This window comes from Buttiauxella agrestis (assembly GCF_900446255.1).
Lineage (GTDB): Bacteria > Pseudomonadota > Gammaproteobacteria > Enterobacterales > Enterobacteriaceae > Buttiauxella > Buttiauxella agrestis.
In genome coordinates, this window is the sequence record NZ_UIGI01000002.1 from 45,417 (window position 1) to 67,198 (window position 21,782).

The 21,782-nt window shown below is 52.7% G+C and carries 16 protein-coding genes; all 16 read right to left on the bottom strand.

From position 1 onward, the window contains the following. Positions 1-14 precede the first annotated feature (14 nt). Entirely contained in the window at positions 15-1,622 is a 1,608-nt protein-coding gene (tssA, locus tag DY231_RS23835) for a type VI secretion system protein TssA (RefSeq protein ID WP_115631971.1), read from the bottom strand. Continuing rightward, the gene (locus tag DY231_RS25465; protein ID WP_115631972.1) at positions 1,619-2,635 is read right to left on the bottom strand and encodes an AcrVA2 family anti-CRISPR protein; all 1,017 of its coding nucleotides are present in this window, start codon (positions 2,633-2,635) and stop codon (positions 1,619-1,621) included. The genes tssA and DY231_RS25465 overlap by 4 nt, the downstream gene beginning before the upstream one ends. Before the next feature lie 2 nt (positions 2,636-2,637). Further along, on the bottom strand, positions 2,638-6,009 hold the full coding sequence (locus tag DY231_RS23845) for an ImcF-related family protein (protein ID WP_115631973.1): 3,372 nt from the start codon (positions 6,007-6,009) through the stop codon (positions 2,638-2,640). Further along, a complete protein-coding gene (locus DY231_RS23850) occupies positions 6,002-7,210 on the bottom strand; it encodes a KPHS_23130 family T6SS system protein (RefSeq protein ID WP_115631974.1) in 1,209 nt (402 codons plus the stop codon). Before DY231_RS23850 ends, DY231_RS23845 begins: the two co-directional genes overlap by 8 nt. A 2-nt stretch (positions 7,211-7,212) precedes the next feature. After that, positions 7,213-7,476, bottom strand: a complete 264-nt coding sequence (locus DY231_RS23855; RefSeq protein WP_115631975.1) for a PAAR domain-containing protein — start codon at positions 7,474-7,476, stop codon at positions 7,213-7,215. A gap of 75 nt (positions 7,477-7,551) precedes the next feature. Beyond that, complete coding sequence (locus DY231_RS23860; protein ID WP_256682727.1) at positions 7,552-7,953, bottom strand: lysozyme inhibitor LprI family protein; 402 nt, start codon at positions 7,951-7,953, stop codon at positions 7,552-7,554. A gap of 62 nt (positions 7,954-8,015) precedes the next feature. Further along, positions 8,016-8,444, bottom strand: a complete 429-nt coding sequence (locus DY231_RS23865; RefSeq protein WP_115631976.1) for a hypothetical protein — start codon at positions 8,442-8,444, stop codon at positions 8,016-8,018. Between the two features lie 73 nt (positions 8,445-8,517). Then, complete coding sequence (locus DY231_RS23870; RefSeq protein ID WP_115631977.1) at positions 8,518-9,138, bottom strand: hypothetical protein; 621 nt, start codon at positions 9,136-9,138, stop codon at positions 8,518-8,520. Next, on the bottom strand, positions 9,135-11,801 hold the full coding sequence (locus DY231_RS23875) for a glycoside hydrolase family 73 protein (RefSeq protein WP_115631978.1): 2,667 nt from the start codon (positions 11,799-11,801) through the stop codon (positions 9,135-9,137). Before DY231_RS23875 ends, DY231_RS23870 begins: the two co-directional genes overlap by 4 nt. A gap of 13 nt (positions 11,802-11,814) precedes the next feature. Then, the gene (locus DY231_RS23880) at positions 11,815-12,288 is read right to left on the bottom strand and encodes a DUF3828 domain-containing protein (RefSeq protein ID WP_256682728.1); all 474 of its coding nucleotides are present in this window, start codon (positions 12,286-12,288) and stop codon (positions 11,815-11,817) included. 75 nt (positions 12,289-12,363) lie between these two features. Next, a complete protein-coding gene (locus DY231_RS23885; protein WP_115631980.1) occupies positions 12,364-14,721 on the bottom strand; it encodes a type VI secretion system Vgr family protein in 2,358 nt (785 codons plus the stop codon). Further along, positions 14,718-17,384, bottom strand: coding sequence for a type VI secretion system ATPase TssH (tssH, locus tag DY231_RS23890; protein WP_115631981.1), 2,667 nt, complete (start codon positions 17,382-17,384; stop codon positions 14,718-14,720). Before tssH ends, DY231_RS23885 begins: the two co-directional genes overlap by 4 nt. A gap of 179 nt (positions 17,385-17,563) precedes the next feature. Beyond that, positions 17,564-18,055 (bottom strand): type VI secretion system effector Hcp, encoded by a 492-nt coding sequence (hcp, locus tag DY231_RS23895; RefSeq protein ID WP_115631982.1) that lies wholly within the window; start codon positions 18,053-18,055, stop codon positions 17,564-17,566. Positions 18,056-18,058: 3 nt separating this feature from the next. After that, the gene (locus DY231_RS23900; RefSeq protein ID WP_115631983.1) at positions 18,059-19,738 is read right to left on the bottom strand and encodes an OmpA family protein; all 1,680 of its coding nucleotides are present in this window, start codon (positions 19,736-19,738) and stop codon (positions 18,059-18,061) included. Continuing rightward, positions 19,738-20,427 carry a type VI secretion system protein TssL, short form gene (gene tssL, locus DY231_RS23905; protein ID WP_115631984.1) on the bottom strand — a complete coding sequence of 230 codons (690 nt, stop codon included), beginning with the start codon at positions 20,425-20,427 and terminating at the stop codon, positions 19,738-19,740. Before tssL ends, DY231_RS23900 begins: the two co-directional genes overlap by 1 nt. Next, complete coding sequence (gene tssK / locus DY231_RS23910; protein WP_115631985.1) at positions 20,424-21,773, bottom strand: type VI secretion system baseplate subunit TssK; 1,350 nt, start codon at positions 21,771-21,773, stop codon at positions 20,424-20,426. The genes tssL and tssK overlap by 4 nt, the downstream gene beginning before the upstream one ends. Positions 21,774-21,782 lie beyond the last annotated feature (9 nt).

The following is a 21,782-nucleotide window of genomic DNA, read 5'->3' on the forward strand; positions in this document are numbered from 1 at the left end:
ATCAAACAAAAAAGTTAGCCACAGAGCACCATGGCACGGGCAGGATCGATAGCAATCAGACCTGCCAGTAGCGTATCCATCTCAGGCATCAGTCGGGTTTTATCACTTTCACTGCGACCGGCTTTCATACGCAGAAGCTTCAGACGGCGAGCCTGCACCTCAAATAACAAACCCGGCTCCCAGTCGCCCAGCGTCAGTTGTGGGGCGCTGGCAGTCAGTTCACCCAGCAAATGCAGCGCCATTTCATTACGGCCGTACTGCTCAGCAACCCGGGCCATGAGCAGACGCACCAGCCAGCGCTGCCGGGGAGTGTCCAGCCCCGGTCGGGACTGAAGCCAGGCCAGTGCCGACTCGGGTCCTTCACTGTCTCCCTTCTCCATCGCTTCGGATTCGAGTAACAGCACATCGTCTCCCTGCCCGTTGACTACCGTTGCTGGTTCATCTCCAAACATCCGCGTTTCTTCATTCACCTTTTCGGCTATCCAGCCTGTGGTGACCTCATCGGCAAACGGAGTACCATCATTCCAGGCCAGTCCCTCCAGCCCCGGCATACGCTTCAGGAACAGGCGCAGATCCAGCAGCACGGAATCAGACCAGCTCTCCCACGGTTGACCCGCATGACTGAGCCCCTGCCAGAGATACCACTGAAGATCGAGCCAGAAATGGTTTACCCCTTCGCAGTACATCTGACTGGCCTGCTCCACCAGCTCAGCCCAGTTTTTTTGCAGGTACAGCCGTTTCAGCTGTGCCCGGTACTCTGGTTTCGGCGGAACCAGGCGGGAACGGCCACTGCTGTCCAGCGGGGGGATTTGATCGACGGTATCCCAGCGTACGGTTTTCATCAGCCGGTGGGAGGCCAGCCAGCCCTGTGGTTGCTCACCCAGCCAGCGGGAAAGTAACTTTGCCTGGTCGAGTAAATCGCGTCCGGACTTGACGGGCGTAAGCTGGGGGGACTGAGAATGGACAGATTCGTACCCGGAATCAGGGGCGCTGCTGTTCTGGGGAATTAATGCGTCCATCCCACCGGAACGCGCCAGACGATTCTCAAGCGCCGTGCAGAGTCCGGCAAAAGACGGTTTTTCATTCTCAGGCCAGTCAGCGACGGCATTTGCCAGCAGACTGATCGCTCCAGCAATGAGCGCGGCATCGTCCCGGTCTACTTCCGGCCAGAGTGAGAGTGTATCGAGCATTTTTGTACTGCTGAGCCACTCCAGTGCGGCTTTCCGGGCAACAGGGCGCTGAGGATGGCAACGTTTGCCGTAGCGTGACAACATCGCCACCATCAGCAGCAAACCTTCCGCCAGTCCTTTCTCTCCGTCGCGGCTCAGTCGGGCCTGGATGTACCAGGTCACCACGCGGATATCTTTGGCACTTTCACAAAGACACTTTTCCGCCAGTTCACAGAGTCGCTCCGGGTCAGTACCGGAGAGCTTATTAATCTCTTCGCGCATCAGCTGGAAGCTGTCGTCATATGCCGGGTCGTCTCCGGTTTCCTGCTCAGGACTGAGTGGCAACAACCAGTTATCCCAGAGAGGGAGAGCATCGGATGCCCGGGCAATGAGGTTTTGCTGATCTTGCTGATGGGTCGTGCATGCGGATAACAGGGCTTCCGGTGAACTCATTCTTTTTCCCGTTTGTTATTCTCTTTGATAAATCTCACGACAGCGTCCAGATCGTCGTTCTGGCCGTTCACTATCTGGGGTGGTTTCCATTTCAGTAACATGCTTTTCTCCTCCCCCTGTGTGGGTTTCCCTTTCCAGTAGGTTTGCCAGTGGGCTTTTCTGACGTGGGGGCGCAGGCGGCGGTTCGATATGCCGCCAGGCTCCTTCAGTGGACTGTCACGTTCCGGGCGAGATGGCTGACGGAGTGCCGCCCCTGCACGAGCCCCGGCGTAGATTTGCACCGGTTTCTTTGGTGGAATGAATCGCTGATGTTTTCCTACTCGCCTTGGTGGTGGCCGAACAGGTTTACCTTGTGTGCCCCACTCACTGTTTTCTGAACATAACCAGAACAGTACAGGCAATACGGCCTGCCAGAATCCCCGCACTCCTTCATCCTGTAGGCTGATCGCGGTAGAGACCGGCGCGGTCAACGGGAGGTATTCCATTCCCAGCGGCAGGTTCCCGTCCACCAACGGCTCCTGGGCAAGCGTCAGGGCCAGCAGCGCATCAGTCCCGTTGTCATGATCGGTGAGCGTGAAAAAGGCTCCCAGCAAAGGCCCCTGACCTTCCGCAAAGACCGTGTCTGCGGGGAAATCGAGCCAGAACCCCCAGAATGGGAGGCGGCGCAGCATGTCACCCGGGAGTGCATCAGACTGATTTGTTTCACCCAGCATCCGGAAAAGTGACTCATCACAATGGAGTAGTGCCTTACCGGTGCGCCATGCTGCCAGTGACATATAAACGATATGCGGCGGGAAATGCTTCATGATCGGAGGACTCAGAAACCCCTCCTGAGGCGTCGGGTTGTGCTTCAGCCAGTCAGCAAGCCAGGCTTTGCACTGGCGAAACGTCATAAACCGCCAGGGAGCAAGCGAGTCGGTCTCCCGCCACTTATCAACCTTGTTGAATATCCCTGGCGACCAGCCGTCCACCTGCCTGGCAAACGCCAGTGCAGGATGAATATTCCCGCCCATCGCTACTCAGTCTCCTCAGCGACCGGTTCAACATTAAAAATGGACTCCGGCAGTTTAAAACCCTGTAGCTTCAGTAATGCCAGCGGACCGTCGCCAAGCTCGCTGCGCATCACAAACTTCAGTGGGTTGCCATCCTGACTTATCCAGACCAGCTGGGTACGACTGCCATCCAGTGGGGTGATCAGTGCCTGATCCAGTAATCGAATGAATCCCCAGTTGCCCTGGTTGTTGGTGTAGAGCTGCATACCACTGTTCACACTCCGCCAGCTGAGGCTTACGCCCGGGTAGTAAGTATTCCCCGGCCATGTGAAGCTTTGCCAGCTTTCCATCTGGTTGAAGAAATCCAGTTTCTGCTCATCGAGAGAGAGCTGGATACGCGCCACATCCCGGGAAGGACGGGCCATCAGCTCAAAGTGAACATTCGCATCGCCCTGGGCAAACACAATGTCTGACAGTTCGGCCAGCTGGTTCATCGCCCGAAGGAAATCAGGATTCACTTCCATCCCCTGGCTGGCGGCAGGATCGACCACCCAGCGATTGCCCTCCTGGTGGAGGATGCCGCCAAGGTTGGTTTTCAGGAATGTGGTAATACGACCGGAGTCACTGCGCAGGAACTGTGCCAGCAGCGGCAATGAGGCATCACTGCCTGTTGCTTTGAATGGATAGCGACCGGCAAACGCTTTATTCCACTGATCCACAATCGTTGTCTGCCAGCGGGTATTCAGGCTTCCCGCAGCCGGTGCCAGCACCTGCCGCCAGGCCAGATCCAGCGGTTGCACAAATAAAGACTGACCAAAGCCGCTCCACTCCTGCCCCAGGCTTGCCGCCACCAGACTGCCGTAATCACGTGTATCGGTCAGGTCAATAGCTTTGCCCTGAAACACGGTCTGGGCCAGCATCTGGGACATCGCTTGTGGGTCGGGCGCACTGGTGACCTGCTGAAGTTTCAGACGTACCTGTGTGACACGGGCCAGCCAGGACTGGAAGCTCAGGTTACCGTTATTGCCAGTTCCCTCCTTACCTTCCATCAGCCCCGTTAGCGGACCAAATACCCCGTCAAGCGGTCCTTTGGGTCCCTGAGCCTGTTCGATAAACTGTTTTGCATTCTTCTTTTTGCCGATCAGTTTCTTCGCGGAGTCCACAATCGAATCGGCCAGTGCCTCGCCTTGCTGCCCGGTTTTGCCCTGCCATGCCAGCGTGTTCATCAGCGCCACCAGAGGAGACTGACGGACATCGCCAATCAGGTTCAACTGGGCAATGGCTTCTGAAAGCGAACCCGCCTCCTGCCACTGAATGCTGTTGACCATATTGAGCCAGGCATTCCCGAAATCCGTAAAGTAGCGTTCGGTCAGACGGGCTTTCAGCGCTTCCGGGGCAATGTCGCTTCCCGGCTGGTGAGTTTTATCCGTCAGTACCCAGTCAATTTCATCGCGGCGGGTTTTGACCACCTCGTCAATCGCATCCTGAACCTGTTCTTCCCAGGCCTGGCGGGTGAACATCCCCGGCACCACTTCTTCGGTACTGAACACCGTCGAGGCATCGGTATCACCGGTCAGGTCGGCCAGCGTTAAATCAGGCCAGTTGCTGGCAATGCGTTTGAGCATGTCCTGATACAGCCCTGATTCGGCGTTACGCTGCCCTATCTGTTTGAGCAGGATCTGGCGTACGGTACTGATTAATTCAGCGTCAGGCTTAATTTTCCACTCCGGGTGTGCCGGGAGGTTTTGCGCATAAAAGCCCAGCAATTTCGGAGCCAGCGCCTGCCAGGTGCCGTCCGCTACCCCCTGACGCGTCGGCCAGACCGCCAGGACATTTTTCGCCAGCCACCCTGCATCCGCTTTCTCCGGTCGGGTCATCATCAGATAACTTTTCAACACATCGTAGGCGCGTTGTGTGCCCTGCACCCTGGCATCACTGGCCGGAGGGAGCTGCACAAAAGCGTTCAGTTGTTGCTTCAGATGATCGGCGGTGGCATCACGCATTAACAGCGCGTTGTTACGGGCATACAACGGCCAGAGTGCCGCCAGCGTGTCATGGTCCTGATTGAGACCGAATCGGGTGTACCACGGCGCACCGGTCGCTTCACGGTTTTGCAGACGGGCAATAGCCTGCTGAAGCACGAGCTGGTTACGCAGTCGTTCAGTCAGCGGCAGTGTTGTATCGGCGGCAAGACGCGCGGTGTTCTGCGCCTGGTAAATCTGCGCACGGTTGACGGTAAGAGACAGCAAAGTACCGGCCCCCCAAAGCACAATCATGGCAAGCAGCAGTAACCGCAGACCTTTAAGCCAGTCGAAGGAGAGCTTTCTGGAACGCACGGCGGCACAGTCATCAAGGATGGCAGTCCAGGTCGGCGTGTCGATTCGGGTGTTTGGCACTGTACCGGCGACAGCCAGTTCCGGGCTGAACATCGCCCCCCGAAGGCGATACGCGGCGGAGCCCTGCATCAGTCCGGTAAACAAAACATTCAGGCTCGCTTTCAGTTCGCTCTGCAAACGGGAAGAGAGTTGCAGGAACCCGTCATGTTGCGGGTTTTTCAGGATCTGAGACATCCCGGCCAGACGTAAACCTGGAACCAGTGCATCCAGGGTAGAAACCGCATCCTGCGGCGTGGCACCCGGACCGAATATCGCGCCGGTTGCCACAGACTCTCGCCCTTCCTGATCACCAGATTCTTTGTCCGTCAGCCATAACCAGACCGGAGCCTGCCAGCCCAGCAGGTGATCGGCTTTCTGGCGGCAACGTAAAAACGCATCACGCTCAATATCCGTTGGCAATGCGGCGGTATTCATCACCTGCACGATGCCATCAATGGGATGACCGGAACGCAGGCGTTTTAATTTTGACAGGAAAACGTCATCCGGAAGAGACTGTGCGTCACCGCCATAGACCAGCACATTGCCATCGCCTTCCTGCCAGAGGTCATGGCACAGACCCGGAGCCACCTTCTGGACCTCGTCCTGATTGCCCATGACCAGCAAGATACGAACATTACGCTGCCAGCGTCGGCCATAGCGTAGCTGGAGATGTTCCTTTAACGCTTCGTCATTGAAAACGGGCTCATCGTCATCGTCTTCACCGACAATAGTTTGCGTTACCGGGGCCACAACCTGATTTTTGTTCTGCCCCCAGTGGAAGTACAAACCTGATTTACCTGCGAAGTCGAATGCCTTTTCAACCAGCCAGCCCAGGAGAAACAGCACGGCCACTATGACGGCACAAAAAGAGAGTATCCGCTGTCCGTCATATGGACCGAACCCGGTAGTAGAGGCTACCTTTTCCGGAAAGGCATAAAACAGAAATGCCGCGATGACCGTCAGAAAAAACGCGACAGCCACAACGGAGCCAATGAGTGTTTTAACTTTTACCTTAGACATTCCTGGACGTTCCCTTGCAAACTTCTTCTTTGGTGATGACGGCGATCCATGTGTCGTCCTTGCCAGCAGCAGGTTGTGCAGCGATAACCTGCATACCACGATGTTCAAAGGCTGAGTCGGCAAGCGCAATGGCAAGCCATGGCGCAGCATGGCTGGTGTAACCCAGAACCGGATCGATGCTCAAATTGTCTTTTGACAGACTGAATTTGACCTCGTTTTCTTCACAGGCATTATTCCAGCTACTGCCCTGTGTCAGTGCGGGGCCGGAAAACCAACTGCCCTGGAGCTGGTCAGGCCGCACGTTGGCCCATAGCAGGGCCCGTGTGAGTGTTTTAGTCAGCATGCTTGCGGTGCCTCTTTCGGGCCGATGAAGCCGCAGTGCATCCGGGTAAGAGAGTGCCCTACGGTTGCTGAGGACCAGCATCGCGATAGCATCAGCATCCCCTTCAGAGGGTTCGGCGGGTAGCGACAGCGTCATCGCGACCAGAATGCCCGGGTTGTCCCAGCGCTTATCCAGCCAGGCATCCAGTGCGGCCAGCCCTTTACCCGACATCAGGCGGAAAACGCGGCCTGTTTTCTGTGAAAGTTCAGCCTTAATCTGATCTTCTATCAGCGGTGAAAGGTCACTGTCACTGTCCAGCATCAGCCAGCAAGGAAGGCCCACCGGGAGTGGCTCAACAATCTCTTCAACACGGGAGGTCAGTTTGGTTACTGTCGCTTTAAGCCCTGATGCCAGATTTGGCTGGAATGCAGTCAGCGCGGCATAACGGACGGGGTTAGCGCATCCCCTGGGCTGAGAAAAGTCGACTGCCGGTGCCGAACGGGTCATGGCGGTCAGCAGGTCACTGGCTTTATTCCCGGATGATGTCTGAACAAGGTTTCCCAGAATCCAGGCGCTACGCTGGCCGCGCTGAATTTCACTTTCGATGAGTTTTTCACGCTCTACGTTTCGGGACTCAGCCCCCACCTGTTCGGCTTTATAGGCAGACCGGCGCAAGCTAAAAATCAGACCCCAGGTGCAGAACGGCAGACCCAGAGCCGTAAACCAGAACACAAATCCGGTGCGCTCCGTTGTCCATCCCCAGAGTGTGAGGGCAATGCCACTCAGCATGACAAACGCGAGGAATAACAGCCAGCGGCGCGTACTGGGCCGGACTATCCTGGTTGCTTTTTCGGGGATGGCGTCAAGCAGAACGGGCATAATCAGGCAACCCCGGCCGGAGCAAAGGAACTGATCAGGGTGCAACCACAACCGCATTTATGCCCGTGAAACGCCACCGGGATACCATGGTCGAGGTAGTCAGGATTACCTTCAACGATGGTTGTGGGGCCATGGCCTTCAACCGGACAGGAAACTTCATCGCCTTTCCGGGCCACACCGATACCGCCGAATTTCATTGTTTCAGACGCGGTCATTACCGAACCACCATGGGATGTTTTATCGCCTTTACGGATAATCTGGAGCATTTTTTGTACCTGATTTAATTGCCTGATTATTTGTCATTAAGACAGAAGCCAAAACTAAATGGACACTTTGAGTAATTAATCCTGTATTTGCTCAAGCAGTTCATTAAGCTCATGTACTCTGGCAATATTCATATCCATTCGGCATACGCTGTACATCGGTGAGCCAATCATAAAACCCTGAACATCACACCAGTTCTCACGCGACAACAGCCAGCTTTTTTGTGCCACTTCAAAGTTTTTAGTAATTTCCGGCATATCCCGAGATTCAATGATTTTGTATATTTTCTGGTAAGTGATATTCATATCTTTTTTTGCAGCGGATGATGCTAAATCAGCACATCCCATAACGATGGAGTTATTTATGTCTGGGTTTTCTTTGCGGCAATCTGATTCAATTCGCGAATAGTCTTTCGGAGTTGCATGGGAAAACAATGGCAGCATCAAGAGTGAAGCTATAATTATTTTATATAAATGCATTTTAGAATGTCTTCCACGTAGAAGGTTAGCACCTCCTGAATAGAAGGTGCTAATAGTGCTAATTAATCAGTATCATAATCTTCACCATTCCAGCGAAGTATATACTTAGGACCGCATAATATATCTTTCATTCCATGGTGAATGTTTTTTGTCACACCCAGGGATGTACACATATACGAACCATCGATAGCCTTGCCATCATGCATTTTTATCTGGAATGTTAGAATTGGAGAGTTATCCAAACTTGACATGCAGTCTGATTGGTCGCATGTCCCTGGCGGTGTTGTACTCGCAAAGGTGTATTCAATGACGTCCTGGTTTCCATCGCCATTTAAATCAGTATTTACACTGCCCGACTGTCCATCCATAAAACCCGAACTCTTGAGTTTTTTAGCGTTGACTAATTCACCCGTGCTTTGGATACAATATGCTGGGGTTGACATAACTAAGAAACAAAGTAATGCCGTATAATATTTCAATGACAACTCCATATTACTCCACTTCATTGGTCGTGATTAGTTCTAAACACATTTAAATTCCAAGCGGAAATAGTTGCAATCAATTTTATTTTGATGATGCGGGTTCTAATGAACGGAATTCATCACTCGCATGACCTTGGTTCGAGTAAACTTCCAATGTATTTCTTTTAACCAGAATAGTAAATGGGAGTACATCATTGTTTATACATTCTTCACCGTTGGCCCTTGAAACAACTGTAGTGTAATACTTCTCATCTTTATCGTTTAGGTTAAATTTAAGACACTTATTCGGAAGTGAAGTTAACTTATTTTTGGCTATAATCTCCGGTAACATGTTAAACACCATTTGTTCTTCACCGGATGGTCCATTAGATAAGCCTGTATTTTTTAGTTGAGATGTATCTAGCCATCCATCAACTGAGTCACCATCCTCTTTAAAATATGCAACAGACGTGAAGCCATTATATTCTGAGTAACCAATTACTTTGTCGCCAGGAACTAAAAATAAGCTCTTAACTTTACATTCATTACTCGGTGCATTATTAAAATACAACCGTCCTTTCGACACAACCTCAAATATGTTTTTGGATTTATCTAAATATGCTTGTTCTTTCTCTGATTTATTTTTAAGTGTTTCACACTGAGTGTTCGCGCTCGCATTTGCACATATAATCAACGCAACGAAAGTTAGGGATATCTTTATCATTTTAAACCTCTGCTTTTCATATAACTACCTTTCATTATTGCAATTAAGTTTTTTGCGTAGTCAGGGTTGGTTGCATATCCCTTTTCTTGTAGACCTTTGGCCCATTTAATTGGGTCGTCACTAGTAAATAATGATGCGTAGCGTTTATTCTCTTTTAAAAATCTAGCGCGGTCAGATATGCTTTCCTCAAATGAATTATAAGCTGCGAATTCATCAATGATTTTTATTTTCTTTCCATTTACATATTCTGAGGTCCAGTTTTCCACATAGTCTTGATCATCCTTCGCTTTTATTCCGAAAAGATTATAGCTATAGCGACTTGAGTTAATATCCACCATAACTTTCTTTCCATAATTAGATTCTTCAATTGCCTGTGCTGTAGTAACAGGTGCTGGTATTCCAGATAGCTTTTCGTCCTTTAAAGCTTCTGCATACACCGCATCGACAAATTGTTGCTTAGTAAGATTGCGCCAATCTATAGTTAGATATGGCTTCAGCGAACCCAGAAAAGCAATTGGATGCATATGCCACAATGAAGCCCCTAGTTTTTCTGTTGTCACATCCTGCATCCAGGCCATCTGGTCAAGAAACGCTTCACTGTATTTCTTCCATTCAGGTGCTTCTTTCTTCAGTGCATTCAGGAATGGTTGCCAGATGGCATCGTCTTTTTTGAAATACCAGTCACTTGGATGTTTGACTATCGTTTTCAGGGTGACATCGCGATAATCCGGGTTATGAAAAGCACTTGCGTATTCCAGGCTTGAATAATCTGTTGCTCCGCTGTCAATTTTATCCAGAAGCCGTTGATAATTATGCTTCACCAGTGCATGACTGGCGCGGGTATCGTCCTGCGCTGCACTGTGCAGGGAATCTATAACACTGCGGAAAAAACCAGTCGGCTGGGTTTTGCCATCCAGGTAATCAAAACTCGACGGCTCTGCGATTTCCGTCCGGAATCCCAGTTTTGCCAGATCGTACAGGGACAAAAGCTCAGGCTCAGCCTGTCCTTTTTGCACATACGCATTCTCAGGCCGCAGTTGCCAGTATTCCTGCTTCGTTGTCTTATCTGAGTCTGTTGTAACCTGACTCAACGTCAGAATCCCCGTCCGTTCTGTCATTTTATCCTGAGTGAATGTTCCAGTTGCGACATCCTTTTTAAACAGTTCGAGTCCGGGAGAATACTTCAGATAGAGAGGATTTTTCTCGCCAACCTTTTCAGGATTAGTCAGAAATTTCTCCAGATTATCATCCATGCTCATGCACTCGATATGAACCTGATAACGGGGCTCATAACCGCCATCTTTCGCCGCCTGATAGTAACCCATATGCCCTACAGGATCACCGGCACTGATAGCATAGGGCGCTGGACACACTACCTGATCAAACTTCATGATTTCTTTAGCTGGCGGTAACAACTGCTGCCACCACGAAGGCTGGTCTACACCGTCAGTACCTGGAGATATGTTATTTTTATCCACCAACACCCAGTATTGCTGACCAGGCTTCAGTGTTGTTTTTTTTCCTCTCTGTTGGGCATCCTCAGTGAGGCCAACATAGGTCACAAGACCATATTCCCGTTTGTTGTAGGCAACGGTATGGAGGCTGCTGTCCGTTTTGTCCCATTCAACAATGGCACCTTTGGGCATAGTCCCTTTTTTATAGCTTTCGCTGGTGTCTTTGTTATTTGTGCTGGCCGTCATCACCCATTCAGGATCGTAAGCCGAAAGTGTATATTTTACGGTCCATTTTGTTTCTGCTGGGTTGACTGTGTAGGCCGAGTAGGGAGCCAGGTGCATGTACAGGGTATAAAAATGCAACCCACTTTCTTCTTTCTTGCCCGGTTGAATATAATGCTTCACCAGTACAAATGAGCCGGAAATACTGAGCGGACCGGTTTCCCATTTAATCTGCATGTAATCTTTGCAGACTCGGTAGGCAACAACTTCCCCGTCAGCCATACACCGCACGGCTTGCTCACCTTTAAAGGGTACCGGGAAATCTATCCTCTCGGAAGCCGCCTTACCGCTTAGGCCACACCATGGCGTGGTAGCGCTGGTGATATGGATTCCGCCGTGCCACATACCATTACGACCAATCATATATAAACCGGTAGATTCTCCGCCTACATGAGAAAGGATCTCTTCCTGGTTAGCAAATTCACTTCCCCGATTGTTGGACGGGATCGGCCAGACTATTTTAATGAGATGTGTGCTATCAATTTTTTTCTCATCGGTTACTGCGTTATCTGTATATCGATAAAGTGTATAAGCTGGCTTCGCAATTCTGTATTGCTGGCCTGGGTAAAAACCTCTTAACTGAATAAAATCCGAAACCCAGTTAGTCCCATTAAATAAAGCAATATGCCCATGTGGGTGCCCATCGATGGGTTGAATGACGACGACATCTCCAGTTTGCTGCCCCGGGATTATTGTTGTATCTGTCGGCCCTGTTCCTGTGTAGGCATAAACCTGTTTAAAACCGACTGATACAAGGGAGGGACCATAATCACATGCGGAAGCTGAATTCCCAATTCTTGGGGGAGGGATTTGGATATGCACACCTCCTGCTTCAACTGCTCTTCTGACATATGCGGCACAATTACCAAGACTTCTCGGTTCAACGTGACTATTTATATAACTTACTGACGCACCGTTATTCCACATAAATCCAGCCTCTTCATTCCGTTACGCTACTGATTTTCCAGTTAACGCCATCTTTCTTCAGCGTGACCTGGAGCGAGCTCGAGGTCTCCTTACCCTCCCCCAAAACGACATCAATCACTGATTGCTGGGCATTTTGTCGAACGGTGCTGGTTTTAATACTGGATTTCCATGAAGGGTAGACATCTTGTGATTTAGTAAAGTAATTGACGTCTGATTCCACCCAGACGCCGTACCAGTCGCAAAGGTAATTTCCTTTATATGCCTTGCATTCATGTTTCTTTGCGCACAATTTCTCTAAATCGGCGGCTGAAACAGAATCGTCAGAATCATAATTACACATGGTTGAATCGTTAATGCTTTTCATGAGTTCATCAGAAACATATTTACTGACTATGGAGCTATCATTTGCAGAGTCATCACTCAGGTATGCTTTATAAAAATTAATGACTGTATTTTCAGTAACAGTATTTCCAGTTGCAAAAGCCAACTGTGAAAACATTAAGACGAAAATATATATGATGGAGTTTCGAATATTAGATACTAAGGAGCACATGTCGTCATCTCAGTCGTTAAAGGATTTGCTGGTCACCAGATTGGCCTGGGTAATATCAGTCACATTAAATTTGGGGGCTTCAGCAGGCATGTTGGCACCAGCACCCGGGACCAGATAGCTCGCTGTTTTCATAATGAAATCCCCGGTTGAACCATGCTCTATTCCGTTCGCACTCAGCTTCACGTAGGTGCCACCGCCATTCAGCGTCAGTGTTTTCGGGGTGGTGATAATGATTTCGTCATCACTACTGGTGACCATGAGTTGCTTTTGCGAGAACAACGCCATGGTGTTGTGCTGTGCCTGAATTTCAATATCCCCCTGGTTGGCGACAAGCTTTGCCCCTTCTTTATGTACAAACAGCCCCAGTGCCTTTTCAACCGTCACTGACAGGTTTTTCATTGCACCCATATCGAGGTGCTGACCGGCGTTAATCATCGTATTCTTCGTGCTGCTCATCTGGAGATGTTCACCCGAGGTAAAAGCCACGCCCTGGGGAGCGGTTGCCAGTATTACGGCAGACTGGAGATTTTTGAGCTTGTCTGACACCAGGCTAATCTGGGTGCTGATATCAGACACCAGTGCCCCGGCCGCATCAGCGGCACTGTTCAGCGACTGCATCTGGCTGTTGGCCTGGTTTATCTGGTTTACCGCAGGCGTCATTTCCAGCACCGGCCCCTGGGCTTTTGACTGCCCGTCTGCCGTCAGGTAAATGCCTTTGGCGGCACGGACCGCGCCGAATTCATCCGTTCGCAGTTCAAAGCCGGTACCGCGTTGTTCACGCTGGCCGTTGACCAGATGCCCCATATTGAGTTGGGTTTTGCCGTATTCCGTCCCGAGCTTGATATGCTCCTCGCCCCGCTTATCCTCCATCCGCAGCTTGTTGTTCGCCGGAGTGCGCCAGATATTGCGTGTGTGGTTGTCGCTGGTGACGTGGTCAGGGTGTTCTGAGTCGTGCATCGCGTGTGAAATATACGGCCTGTCCGGGTCGCCGCTGTCAAACACCACCGACACTTCGGTGCCATCGAGTAAAGGTGCATGCCAGCCATAGGTATCACCGGCATACGGCTTTGCCATCCGCAGCCACAGATAGGCATAGCCCTGCTCGCTGCTGTTGCGGTCAAAGTCCAGTTTTACCCGGTAGCGCCCCTGCTCATCCAGCCAGGCATACGTATCGCCTTTCTGGGTACTCTCAACGCGTGCAGGCAGCGAGCCGGAAATCACCGGCCGCTTAAGCAGTACCGGTCGATAGCAGACGGTTTCACTGTACGGAATCCCCTCAAACATCATCTGGAAACTGTCCTGGCGGGAGCCGCTGGCACGTACCGTGGTGATAACAATGCCCTCTTTCACCACATCCGGCAGGCTGGCATCGGTTTCCAGTACCTGACCGGGAGCCAGATGAGGGCTGGAGGTAGACCCACTGACGGTGTACTGGGCATTAAGGATGCGTTCATGCCGCAGACGGGCAAAGTAAGCGCCGGTCTCGGTGCTTTCTGTATCACCCTCAGTCAGGAACGGTTCTGCGTAGTGGTAGGTTTCCCCAGTCGTGATGCCTTCTTTGCCACTGATGCTCTCTGTGCTGTCTTTAGGTGTCAGCGCATCACGGTAGTTGTAATCCCGTGTCGCCACACCGCCACTGACAACATGATAAGCCGTGTGAATATCCCAGATGCTTTCCTGCCCACTGTCGCTCATGCCAGCCTGGTTTCGTAACGGCAGGGTCACACCAAACTGATACTGCTCCTGGGTATCCTGGAAAATCACCACATCCTGTTCAAGACGGGCATCCATTTCGAAACGCCAGAAAATACCCACTTCAGCCAGCAGACGCTGAATAAATTCCAGGTCAGTCTCCCGCCACTGGGTAATCAGTTCCCGGGCCAGGTACTCACGGGAAAGGCGGAATTCAAAGTCCGCCCCTTCCAGCCCGTGCTTACGCAATACCTGCTCAACGACTTCGGTAACAGACTGGTTAAGGAAAATTTCGCAGCCCTTCGTATGCGCTAACTGGGCAATTCGCGGGACCAGTGCCAGGGCGTAAACGGTATCCTCTTTTGAGGTGGAGAGTCGTTCAAACGACTCCACCACACCATAAACAGTACGCACCGGAATAGCGGGAGCACCGGTAAACATCGGCGTCTGAAGGGTGAAGGATGCTGGTTTTAACAGTACCGCATCACTGCCGATATCCGGTGTTGCGCAGGTCACGGATATATCATAACGCCAGGGCTGGCTCAGTGACTCGACCGAACTGAAGTTCAGCACATCAAGAAATTCACTACAGCCATGCACGTCCATCCGGTAACGGGACTGACCCAGCAGCTGTTTCACCAGGCTTGCCGCATCGTTTATCAAAGAACTGCTCATGACGGAATTCCTTCGGTCTGCCCGTTAAACTCCAGCACAATGCCTTCTTCTTCGTCCCAGTTGAGCGACAGGGAAGACGGCTTACGTTTTGCGGCCATATGGCTCAGTAACTGCTGGCTCAGCACCGGCAGGATTTGTTGATTCAGGAGGCTGTCAACGTTACGGGCCCCCGTATCCGGCAACAGGCAGGCAGACGTCAGCATATCGCTGAGACTGTCATCAATATGCGTGGTAATGCCGTAGTGACGTTGCAGGCGGCGGCTGACCTGAGCGAGTTTCATGCCAACGATGGTACGCATCGCATCCTGAGCCAGCGGACGGAATATCACCGTCTGGAAACGGGCCAGCAGTGCAGGCTGGAAATGATCGCGCAGTATCGGGCGCAGAAGTTCTTGCAGGTCGCTTTCCGTTACGTCCGGTTGTTCGTCAACCAGCTGCATCAGCGGGTCGCTGCCGAGATTGGAGGTCATCAGAATGACGGTATTACGGAAGTCTATTTCACGCCCTTCCCCGTCCCGCATAAAGCCACGATCAAACACCTGGTAAAACAGGTTCATCACATCCCGGTGGGCCTTTTCCACCTCATCAAGCAGGACCACGCTGTATGGGCGCTTACGCACCGCTTCGGTGAGAATGCCGCCCTGACCGTAACCCACATAGCCTGGAGGCGAGCCTTTTAACTGGCTGACGGTGTGTGGTTCCTGGTATTCAGAGAGGTTAATGGTGATCAGCGATTTCTCACCGCCATACATCACGTCCGCCAGTGCCAGTGCGGTTTCGGTTTTCCCCACACCGCTTGGCCCCACCAGTAAAAAGACACCCTGCGGCCCGTTCTCAGGCGTCAGACCCGTTTTCGAGGCACGAAGACGCTGAGCAATGGCATTGAGTGCCGCGCCCTGGCCGACCACGCGTGTTGCCAGCTGCTCTTCCAGTGTCAGCAGTTCGGTCTGCTCATCTTTCATCAGTGATGAAAGCGGGACGCCCGTCCAGTCAGCAATCACTGTCGCTACAGTGCGGACATCCACATCTAATCCCAGCAACGGGCTGTTGTTTTGCGCCGTAGACAATTCGGACTGGATTGCGGCGAGTTCTTCCTGACGGCTGATATCACCGCGACATTCCTTCAGTTGTTCAGTCAGCCGCTTTTCGGTTTCGAACTGAGCAAGAAGGGACACCTGTTGTAGATTCAGCTCAGACGTAAGCTGTTCGATCTGCGGCAGACGGGAAGAGTCCACGGCATTACCCAGCGCAATATCTTCCAGCAACTCCTGTTGCTCCATTGCAAGCGAGGCGAGTTCAGCCTGCAAACGGGTAAGCTGTTCCGGCAGCGTGTCCAGGCTCATCCGCACACGGGCTGCTGCGGTATCCAGCAAATCCACCGCTTTATCGGGCAACTGCCGCCCCGTCAGATAACGGCGGGACAGTGTTACGGCCGCACGAACTGCCTCGCCGGTAATATGCACACCATGGTGTTCGGCGTAGCGGGATTTGAGACCACGCAACATCAGGCAGGCGGTATCATCATCAGGCTCATCGACCTTGACCATCTGGAAACGGCGTTCGAGTGCGGCGTCACGCTCAAAATATTGCTTGTACTCGCTCCAGGTGGTGGCGGCGATGGTGCGCAGTTCGCCACGGGCCAGAGCAGGCTTCAGCAGGTTAGCCGCATCCGCGCCCCCCGCCTGATTCCCGGCTCCAATGATCGTATGGGCCTCGTCAATAAATACCAGCACCGGCACCGGAGAATGTTGCACCGCGTCGATAATGTTTTTCAGCCGTTGTTCGAATTCCCCTTTTACGCCAGCACCTGCCTGTAATAAGCCAAGGTCGAGGGTTCTGACAATCACCGGCTTCAGACTTTCCGGCACATTCCCCTCAGCAATACGCAGCGCCAGCCCTTCAACCAGGGCAGTTTTACCCACACCGGGTTCACCGACCAGAATCGGGTTGTTCTTACGGCGACGGGACAGAATATCCACCATCTGGCGAATTTCATTATCGCGGCCAAAAACCGGATCAATTTTGCCTTCACGCGCCCGGGCCGTGACATCCACCGTAAACCGGTTAAGCACCGCCTCTTCCTGGCTTAAATCGGGTTGCTTACCTGACGCCTGACCGTGTGCTCCCTCGACCGTATTTATTGCCCTGCCGATGAATTTCACATTACCGACAGGCTCCTGTATCAGCGCCTCCGGCCGTTCATCCGACTGCGCTTCCAGAATGGGACGCAACCTCTCCAGCTGGCTGGTGGTCAGGGTCATTAACGGCCACAGACCGTCGCAACGAGCAAGCCCTGGTGTTTCAATCATGGCGGTCAGCAGATGCACACTGCGGATCTGTTCATCACCGGCAAGTGTCGTAGCAAGCCATGATTGCTTCAGCAACGACTGAAGGGAGGCTGACAGCTCCGGACGGCTGCGTACCGAGCGGGGTTGTGCGTCAAGGTGCGCCAGCAGGCTTTGCCAGACAGCATCCATATCCCACTCATAGCGACGAGCGAGTACGGTCAGATCCCCTTCTCCCTGCTCCAGCAGCTTTAACAGCCAGTGCTCAGGGGTGATTTCTGCATGGGCTCGTGTCTGACACAGTGAGGCCGCACCCTCGAGCGCTTTCGCACAGTACGGGTTGAGGCGGCGGAGCAAAACGGCGGACTGACTTTCCATATCTGTATCTCTCTTTTCTGATCGTTCAGGACACGCTACCGCCCATCGCTGTTCCTTTTGATAAGGAGACCAAAGCGCACGAGGTCAAAGGGCAGAATTAAAAGTAACTTTTGCTGTCACCCGGGCAGATGACAGCAAAAGCCACCTCACGGGCTGGCTTTCGCCAGCCCGGTCGGGCATTACGCGGTAGTGCGTTCGTTCCAGGAATCGGAATGAATGATGTTGCCGTCTTTGTAAGTCCAGGTGATTTTCTCGTAGCGCAGTTCAATCGCTTCGAGATGGTTGTGCTTCTCGTAAGACGGGTCTTTGATGTCGTGCATTTTTGGTGCGACTTTCACCAATTTAACGTTCTCAAGCTTGGTGTTGAAATATTCAACTTCCTGGCCCGCGTCGTTGATTTTGTACCACTTGAACTCCGCAGATTTCAGGGTCTGACCGGTGGTCACAGCCTTGTAAAGGTACGGGCTTGAAGAGTCGATCTCTTTAGTAAAGAGGAACGGGGTGTGGATACGGGTGCCCGTCAGTTTGCCGGTGTTATTGTCGGTCGGGATGTACAGGTTGTGTTCCTGCGCAACCACTTCGATGCTGCCTTCGCGGTCTTTAACGTCAACAGAACCTTTAATGTCCGCGCCGCCGTCATCTTTCAGCCACAGATAGACTGGAATTGCCATGATTTACTTCTCCATTTCTTGAGTTGAAACGCCACGTACATCCGGTGACGCTGGTTTTTCGCCCGGAATGCGACAGGCATCGGCCTGTGGCACCAGACTGATCTCGACACGCCGGTTATGCGCACGGCCATCAGGCGTATCGTTTGAAGCAATCGGACGGTTGTCGCCGTAGCCCTGCACCGCAAAACAACTTTCCGGTACATCGCCGGTATCCCGCATCCAGTTGCGAACGGATTCGGCTCGTTGCAATGACAGGCTCTGGTTAAGTGACACACTGCCGGTGTTGTCTGTGTGACCGCTAACAACGATCAGCCAGCCCGGTTTGGCTTTGATGCCCACCAGTGCATTGACGAGGATTTTGGTAGAACCGTCTTTAAGTAACGCTTTGCCGGAATCAAACAGCGACATGCTGTCAAGACGGACAATTTTTGGAACAGGCTTAAGTTTCGGAGCCGGGGGAGGAACATACGTATCAATCGCCTGTTGCAGTGCCAGCCACAGGCGTTGCCCCGGGTAATAGCCCAGACTGTAACGCAGCGGTTCACCCTGCCGCTGCCAGCGTTCAAGCAGAAGTGCATCCTGTTTCAGCGCTGCAAGCGACTGTGCTTTAGGGACGTAATGATTCATCGGAATGGCGGACCAGCGCTGTAAATCGGTACTCACCTGGCGGATCAGATCCCGGTTATTCGTCGCAGAAAAGCCCAGAGCGGCAAGTGAACACAGCCACATCAACAGGACAACACGGCGGGTACGCTGACCTCCCTGTATCGGGGAAGCAAAAGGAGCCAGCAACGGCAGAACCGCATCGGGAAAGCGGCTGGCAGCGTCATTGACGACGACCACAGATGGGAACTGCAAACAGGAACGCAGATACAGCCACTGTGACCAGACAGACTGGGGCTCCGGCCTGTCGGCACCAGAGCGCAGGGTCACGGCAAATGGGCGGACGGGGGGCGTCAACCGATCTGCTTTATCCAGTTCATCCAGCAAGGTTTCCCGAATAAACGCGAATGCCTGGCTGAGAACCGGCAATACCATCAGATTATTTTCCGTCTGCTGCCAGTCAACGAGTGCCTGAGGGGATTCATCAGGCGGACACACGACCGGACTGTCTCCGCGCACGATCACCCAGGGTGTGGCGGGTCCTGAAAACTCACAGCTCACCACCACCGGCAACGCAAATCCGGTCAGCGCTTTCATCTGCCTGACCTGCTGACGGAGTGTCTTCAGTGCCGAGCGTAAGACAGCCTCATCCTGATGCTGGTCCGGCAGACAGGCATACATCACGGAAAGCTGTCCAGCCTGGCGGGGTTGCTGCACCAGAATGCTGCGCACAATATCCGTTAACCGGCTGACATCTCCCGCCCTATACCACCAGCCCTGAGCGGTTTTTCTGAGTTGTTGCCCCTGAAATATCTCGTCAAGACCATCACCACATACCAGTACGACTGGTCCTTGTGTATCAAGTAATGGCAATTCGACTGATGCTTCTGAACCATCAGCCTGCGGTGCGCGAAATCGGCAGTTTTTCCAGACAATCCAGCCAGCAACAATGAAAAGTATCACCGTAGCCAGGCTTTTAGAGACGTGACTAACGGGAATGAAATACCAGAGTAGCCACAGCAACACCGCAGACCCTACCAGGGTATGTAAGACAACCGGGACGATGACTGATTTACGCATTAACGTGGCAGCTCCGGAATGTGCGCCGACAACAGCGCCTGAAGCCACAGATGCCCACCCCACCAGACAACGCCAGTCAATATGACCGCCAGCACAATCCAGAACCAGACTGAGCGCATCAGACTGTAGCGATGTTTACCGGTCCGGTGAACCACCAGAGACAAGCCCGCGTCAGGCTGAGGAACACGTTCAGTCAGGGCTTTGATCACTTCATCACGCTGCGTCTGGCTCACTGCCTTCAGGCTGTATAGTCCCTGAAAACCCAGTGCAATAACCCGGTGATAGCAGATCAGAACCGCGCTAATGGGTGCTGGCTGGCGAAGGACTTCGGCAATGCGATCCCATAACGCTTCTCCAGCACGTAGCGAGCCAAAAAAACGGGCCTGAAGCGGTGCTTTACGCCAGGCTATCTGACCGGCATCAAGGGTGATTTCTTCTCCCTCTTCGGGTTTATCAGGTTTTCTCGCCATTACTGCTTCATCCAGCAGGGCACACTGGGCATAGGAGATATGGTCAATGCTGGCCTCGTCATACCCGGCACGTTCCAGGGCTTCACGAACGCTTTCCACCTGCCGGATGCACTTTTCATACAGCGCTGTGCCATCGGGAGTGACCGCACCCTTCTTCAGCATGGTGACGGTCAGCCAGGTTTCCGCCATCAGTTGGTCGATATCGATGTCCTGTCTCATGAGCGCAGCACCGCAAAGAGTTCAAGCTCCAGTTTCCCAAGCAATGCAGGCACATAGAACATGCATACACCCTGCTCCTGCATCTCACGGGCCGCAGCACTTTCCATGTCGAGGGCGAAATACTGGTTTTCCATCCGCACCGGTAACGCGGCAGGCACTCGGCTCACAGGAATGAGTGGAATACCTTTCAGAGCGGCACTGTAAATTTCATTCACGTCATCAGGTGACCCTGCCTGGCAAAGTGCCGGGAAGCGATCAGCAATCTGCCACGCGGGAATATCGGAACGGACAGACAGATACAGGTCGGCTTCTTCACGTAAACGAATATCATGCAAGCTGGCTTTCCAGGTCTGGTCATCAGGCCGGGACATTTCGAGCGCAATGACTCTTGAAGGAAGACTGGCTTCCAGCAGGCCGGTGATGAGCTCAAACAGAGGTGGGAATGCGTTGACCGGCTCTGCGTGGTCATAACCGGGAATGGCATCCAGGTCGTGCTCCAGAGAAAAGGTCAGCATGCTGCCAGCCAGTCGAGCAAGCTCAGCCCAGACCTGCTCGGGATGTCGGGCCGGGAAACGTTCATACTCTGTCAGCACCCGGGCGTGGGAATTCAGGGCATTCAGGAGCCAGAACAACGAGACGTCAGCGACCGCAAAATCAGCCAGGCGCTCGTTGCTCTCACGGCGCATTGACATCAGACGCTGGCGGCGGGAGCGAAGCTGGCGATTGAGTAATACCAGGCGTTCACGAAGTGTCGGGCTGGCGGAGAACAACGCCAGCGGCGGGATAAACGCCGGGTCCTGACGCCATCCACCCTGCCCGTCCCGGATAAGTCGGGCGACCGGACAGGTTTTCCAGGATTCATTACTCTCATGGGCAAACCGGATGGAATAATTGAAACGGGCCACGGCCATCGACTCTTCTTCAGCACCGAAGGCATCCTGAACCGTCACCCATTCTTCACGGTAGCGAAGCGGTCTGTCGGAAAGTACGCTTTCCTGCTGAACATTGATCACACCTGACTGCATCAACGGCAGCGCGATGACGACCGTGACCATATCAAGACCCGCAAGTTGCGCGGGGTCGAGTTCACGAGGAACGGGGGGTAACTCACTGCATTGAGTGTCGATAAGAGAACCATCTTCCAGCCACAACCGCAGTTGTGAAATCTGGATCAGTCCCGATGAAAGCAGGTTGTCATCAAACTCGACCTTTTCCACTCCCCACGGGAAGGGAGACGCCAGAGCCGATACCCCGGCACTGCGAAACGATTCCCATTCTGCCTGCTGCTGGAACTGCTGAGGGGACAGCAATGCCCCCTCGTTCCACAGTGGACGATAAATTTTCATCCCTGCGAC

What these genes read in the sequence shown, in the direction of transcription:
- tssH (WP_115631981.1), bottom strand. Translation starts at nt 17,384, where the DNA reads ATGGAAAGTCAGTCCGCCGTTTTGCTCCGCCGCCTCAACCCGTACTGT.
- DY231_RS23845 (WP_115631973.1), bottom strand. Translation starts at nt 6,009, where the DNA reads ATGTCTAAGGTAAAAGTTAAAACACTCATTGGCTCCGTTGTGGCTGTC.
- DY231_RS23885 (WP_115631980.1), bottom strand. Translation starts at nt 14,721, where the DNA reads ATGAGCAGTTCTTTGATAAACGATGCGGCAAGCCTGGTGAAACAGCTG.
- tssK (WP_115631985.1), bottom strand. Translation starts at nt 21,773, where the DNA reads ATGAAAATTTATCGTCCACTGTGGAACGAGGGGGCATTGCTGTCCCCT.
- DY231_RS23875 (WP_115631978.1), bottom strand. Translation starts at nt 11,801, where the DNA reads ATGTGGAATAACGGTGCGTCAGTAAGTTATATAAATAGTCACGTTGAA.
- hcp (WP_115631982.1), bottom strand. Translation starts at nt 18,055, where the DNA reads ATGGCAATTCCAGTCTATCTGTGGCTGAAAGATGACGGCGGCGCGGAC.
- DY231_RS23850 (WP_115631974.1), bottom strand. Translation starts at nt 7,210, where the DNA reads ATGCCCGTTCTGCTTGACGCCATCCCCGAAAAAGCAACCAGGATAGTC.
- DY231_RS25465 (WP_115631972.1), bottom strand. Translation starts at nt 2,635, where the DNA reads ATGGGCGGGAATATTCATCCTGCACTGGCGTTTGCCAGGCAGGTGGAC.
- DY231_RS23865 (WP_115631976.1), bottom strand. Translation starts at nt 8,444, where the DNA reads ATGGAGTTGTCATTGAAATATTATACGGCATTACTTTGTTTCTTAGTT.
- DY231_RS23855 (WP_115631975.1), bottom strand. Translation starts at nt 7,476, where the DNA reads ATGCTCCAGATTATCCGTAAAGGCGATAAAACATCCCATGGTGGTTCG.
- DY231_RS23870 (WP_115631977.1), bottom strand. Translation starts at nt 9,138, where the DNA reads ATGATAAAGATATCCCTAACTTTCGTTGCGTTGATTATATGTGCAAAT.
- tssL (WP_115631984.1), bottom strand. Translation starts at nt 20,427, where the DNA reads ATGAGACAGGACATCGATATCGACCAACTGATGGCGGAAACCTGGCTG.
- DY231_RS23900 (WP_115631983.1), bottom strand. Translation starts at nt 19,738, where the DNA reads ATGCGTAAATCAGTCATCGTCCCGGTTGTCTTACATACCCTGGTAGGG.
- tssA (WP_115631971.1), bottom strand. Translation starts at nt 1,622, where the DNA reads ATGAGTTCACCGGAAGCCCTGTTATCCGCATGCACGACCCATCAGCAA.
- DY231_RS23860 (WP_256682727.1), bottom strand. Translation starts at nt 7,953, where the DNA reads ATGCATTTATATAAAATAATTATAGCTTCACTCTTGATGCTGCCATTG.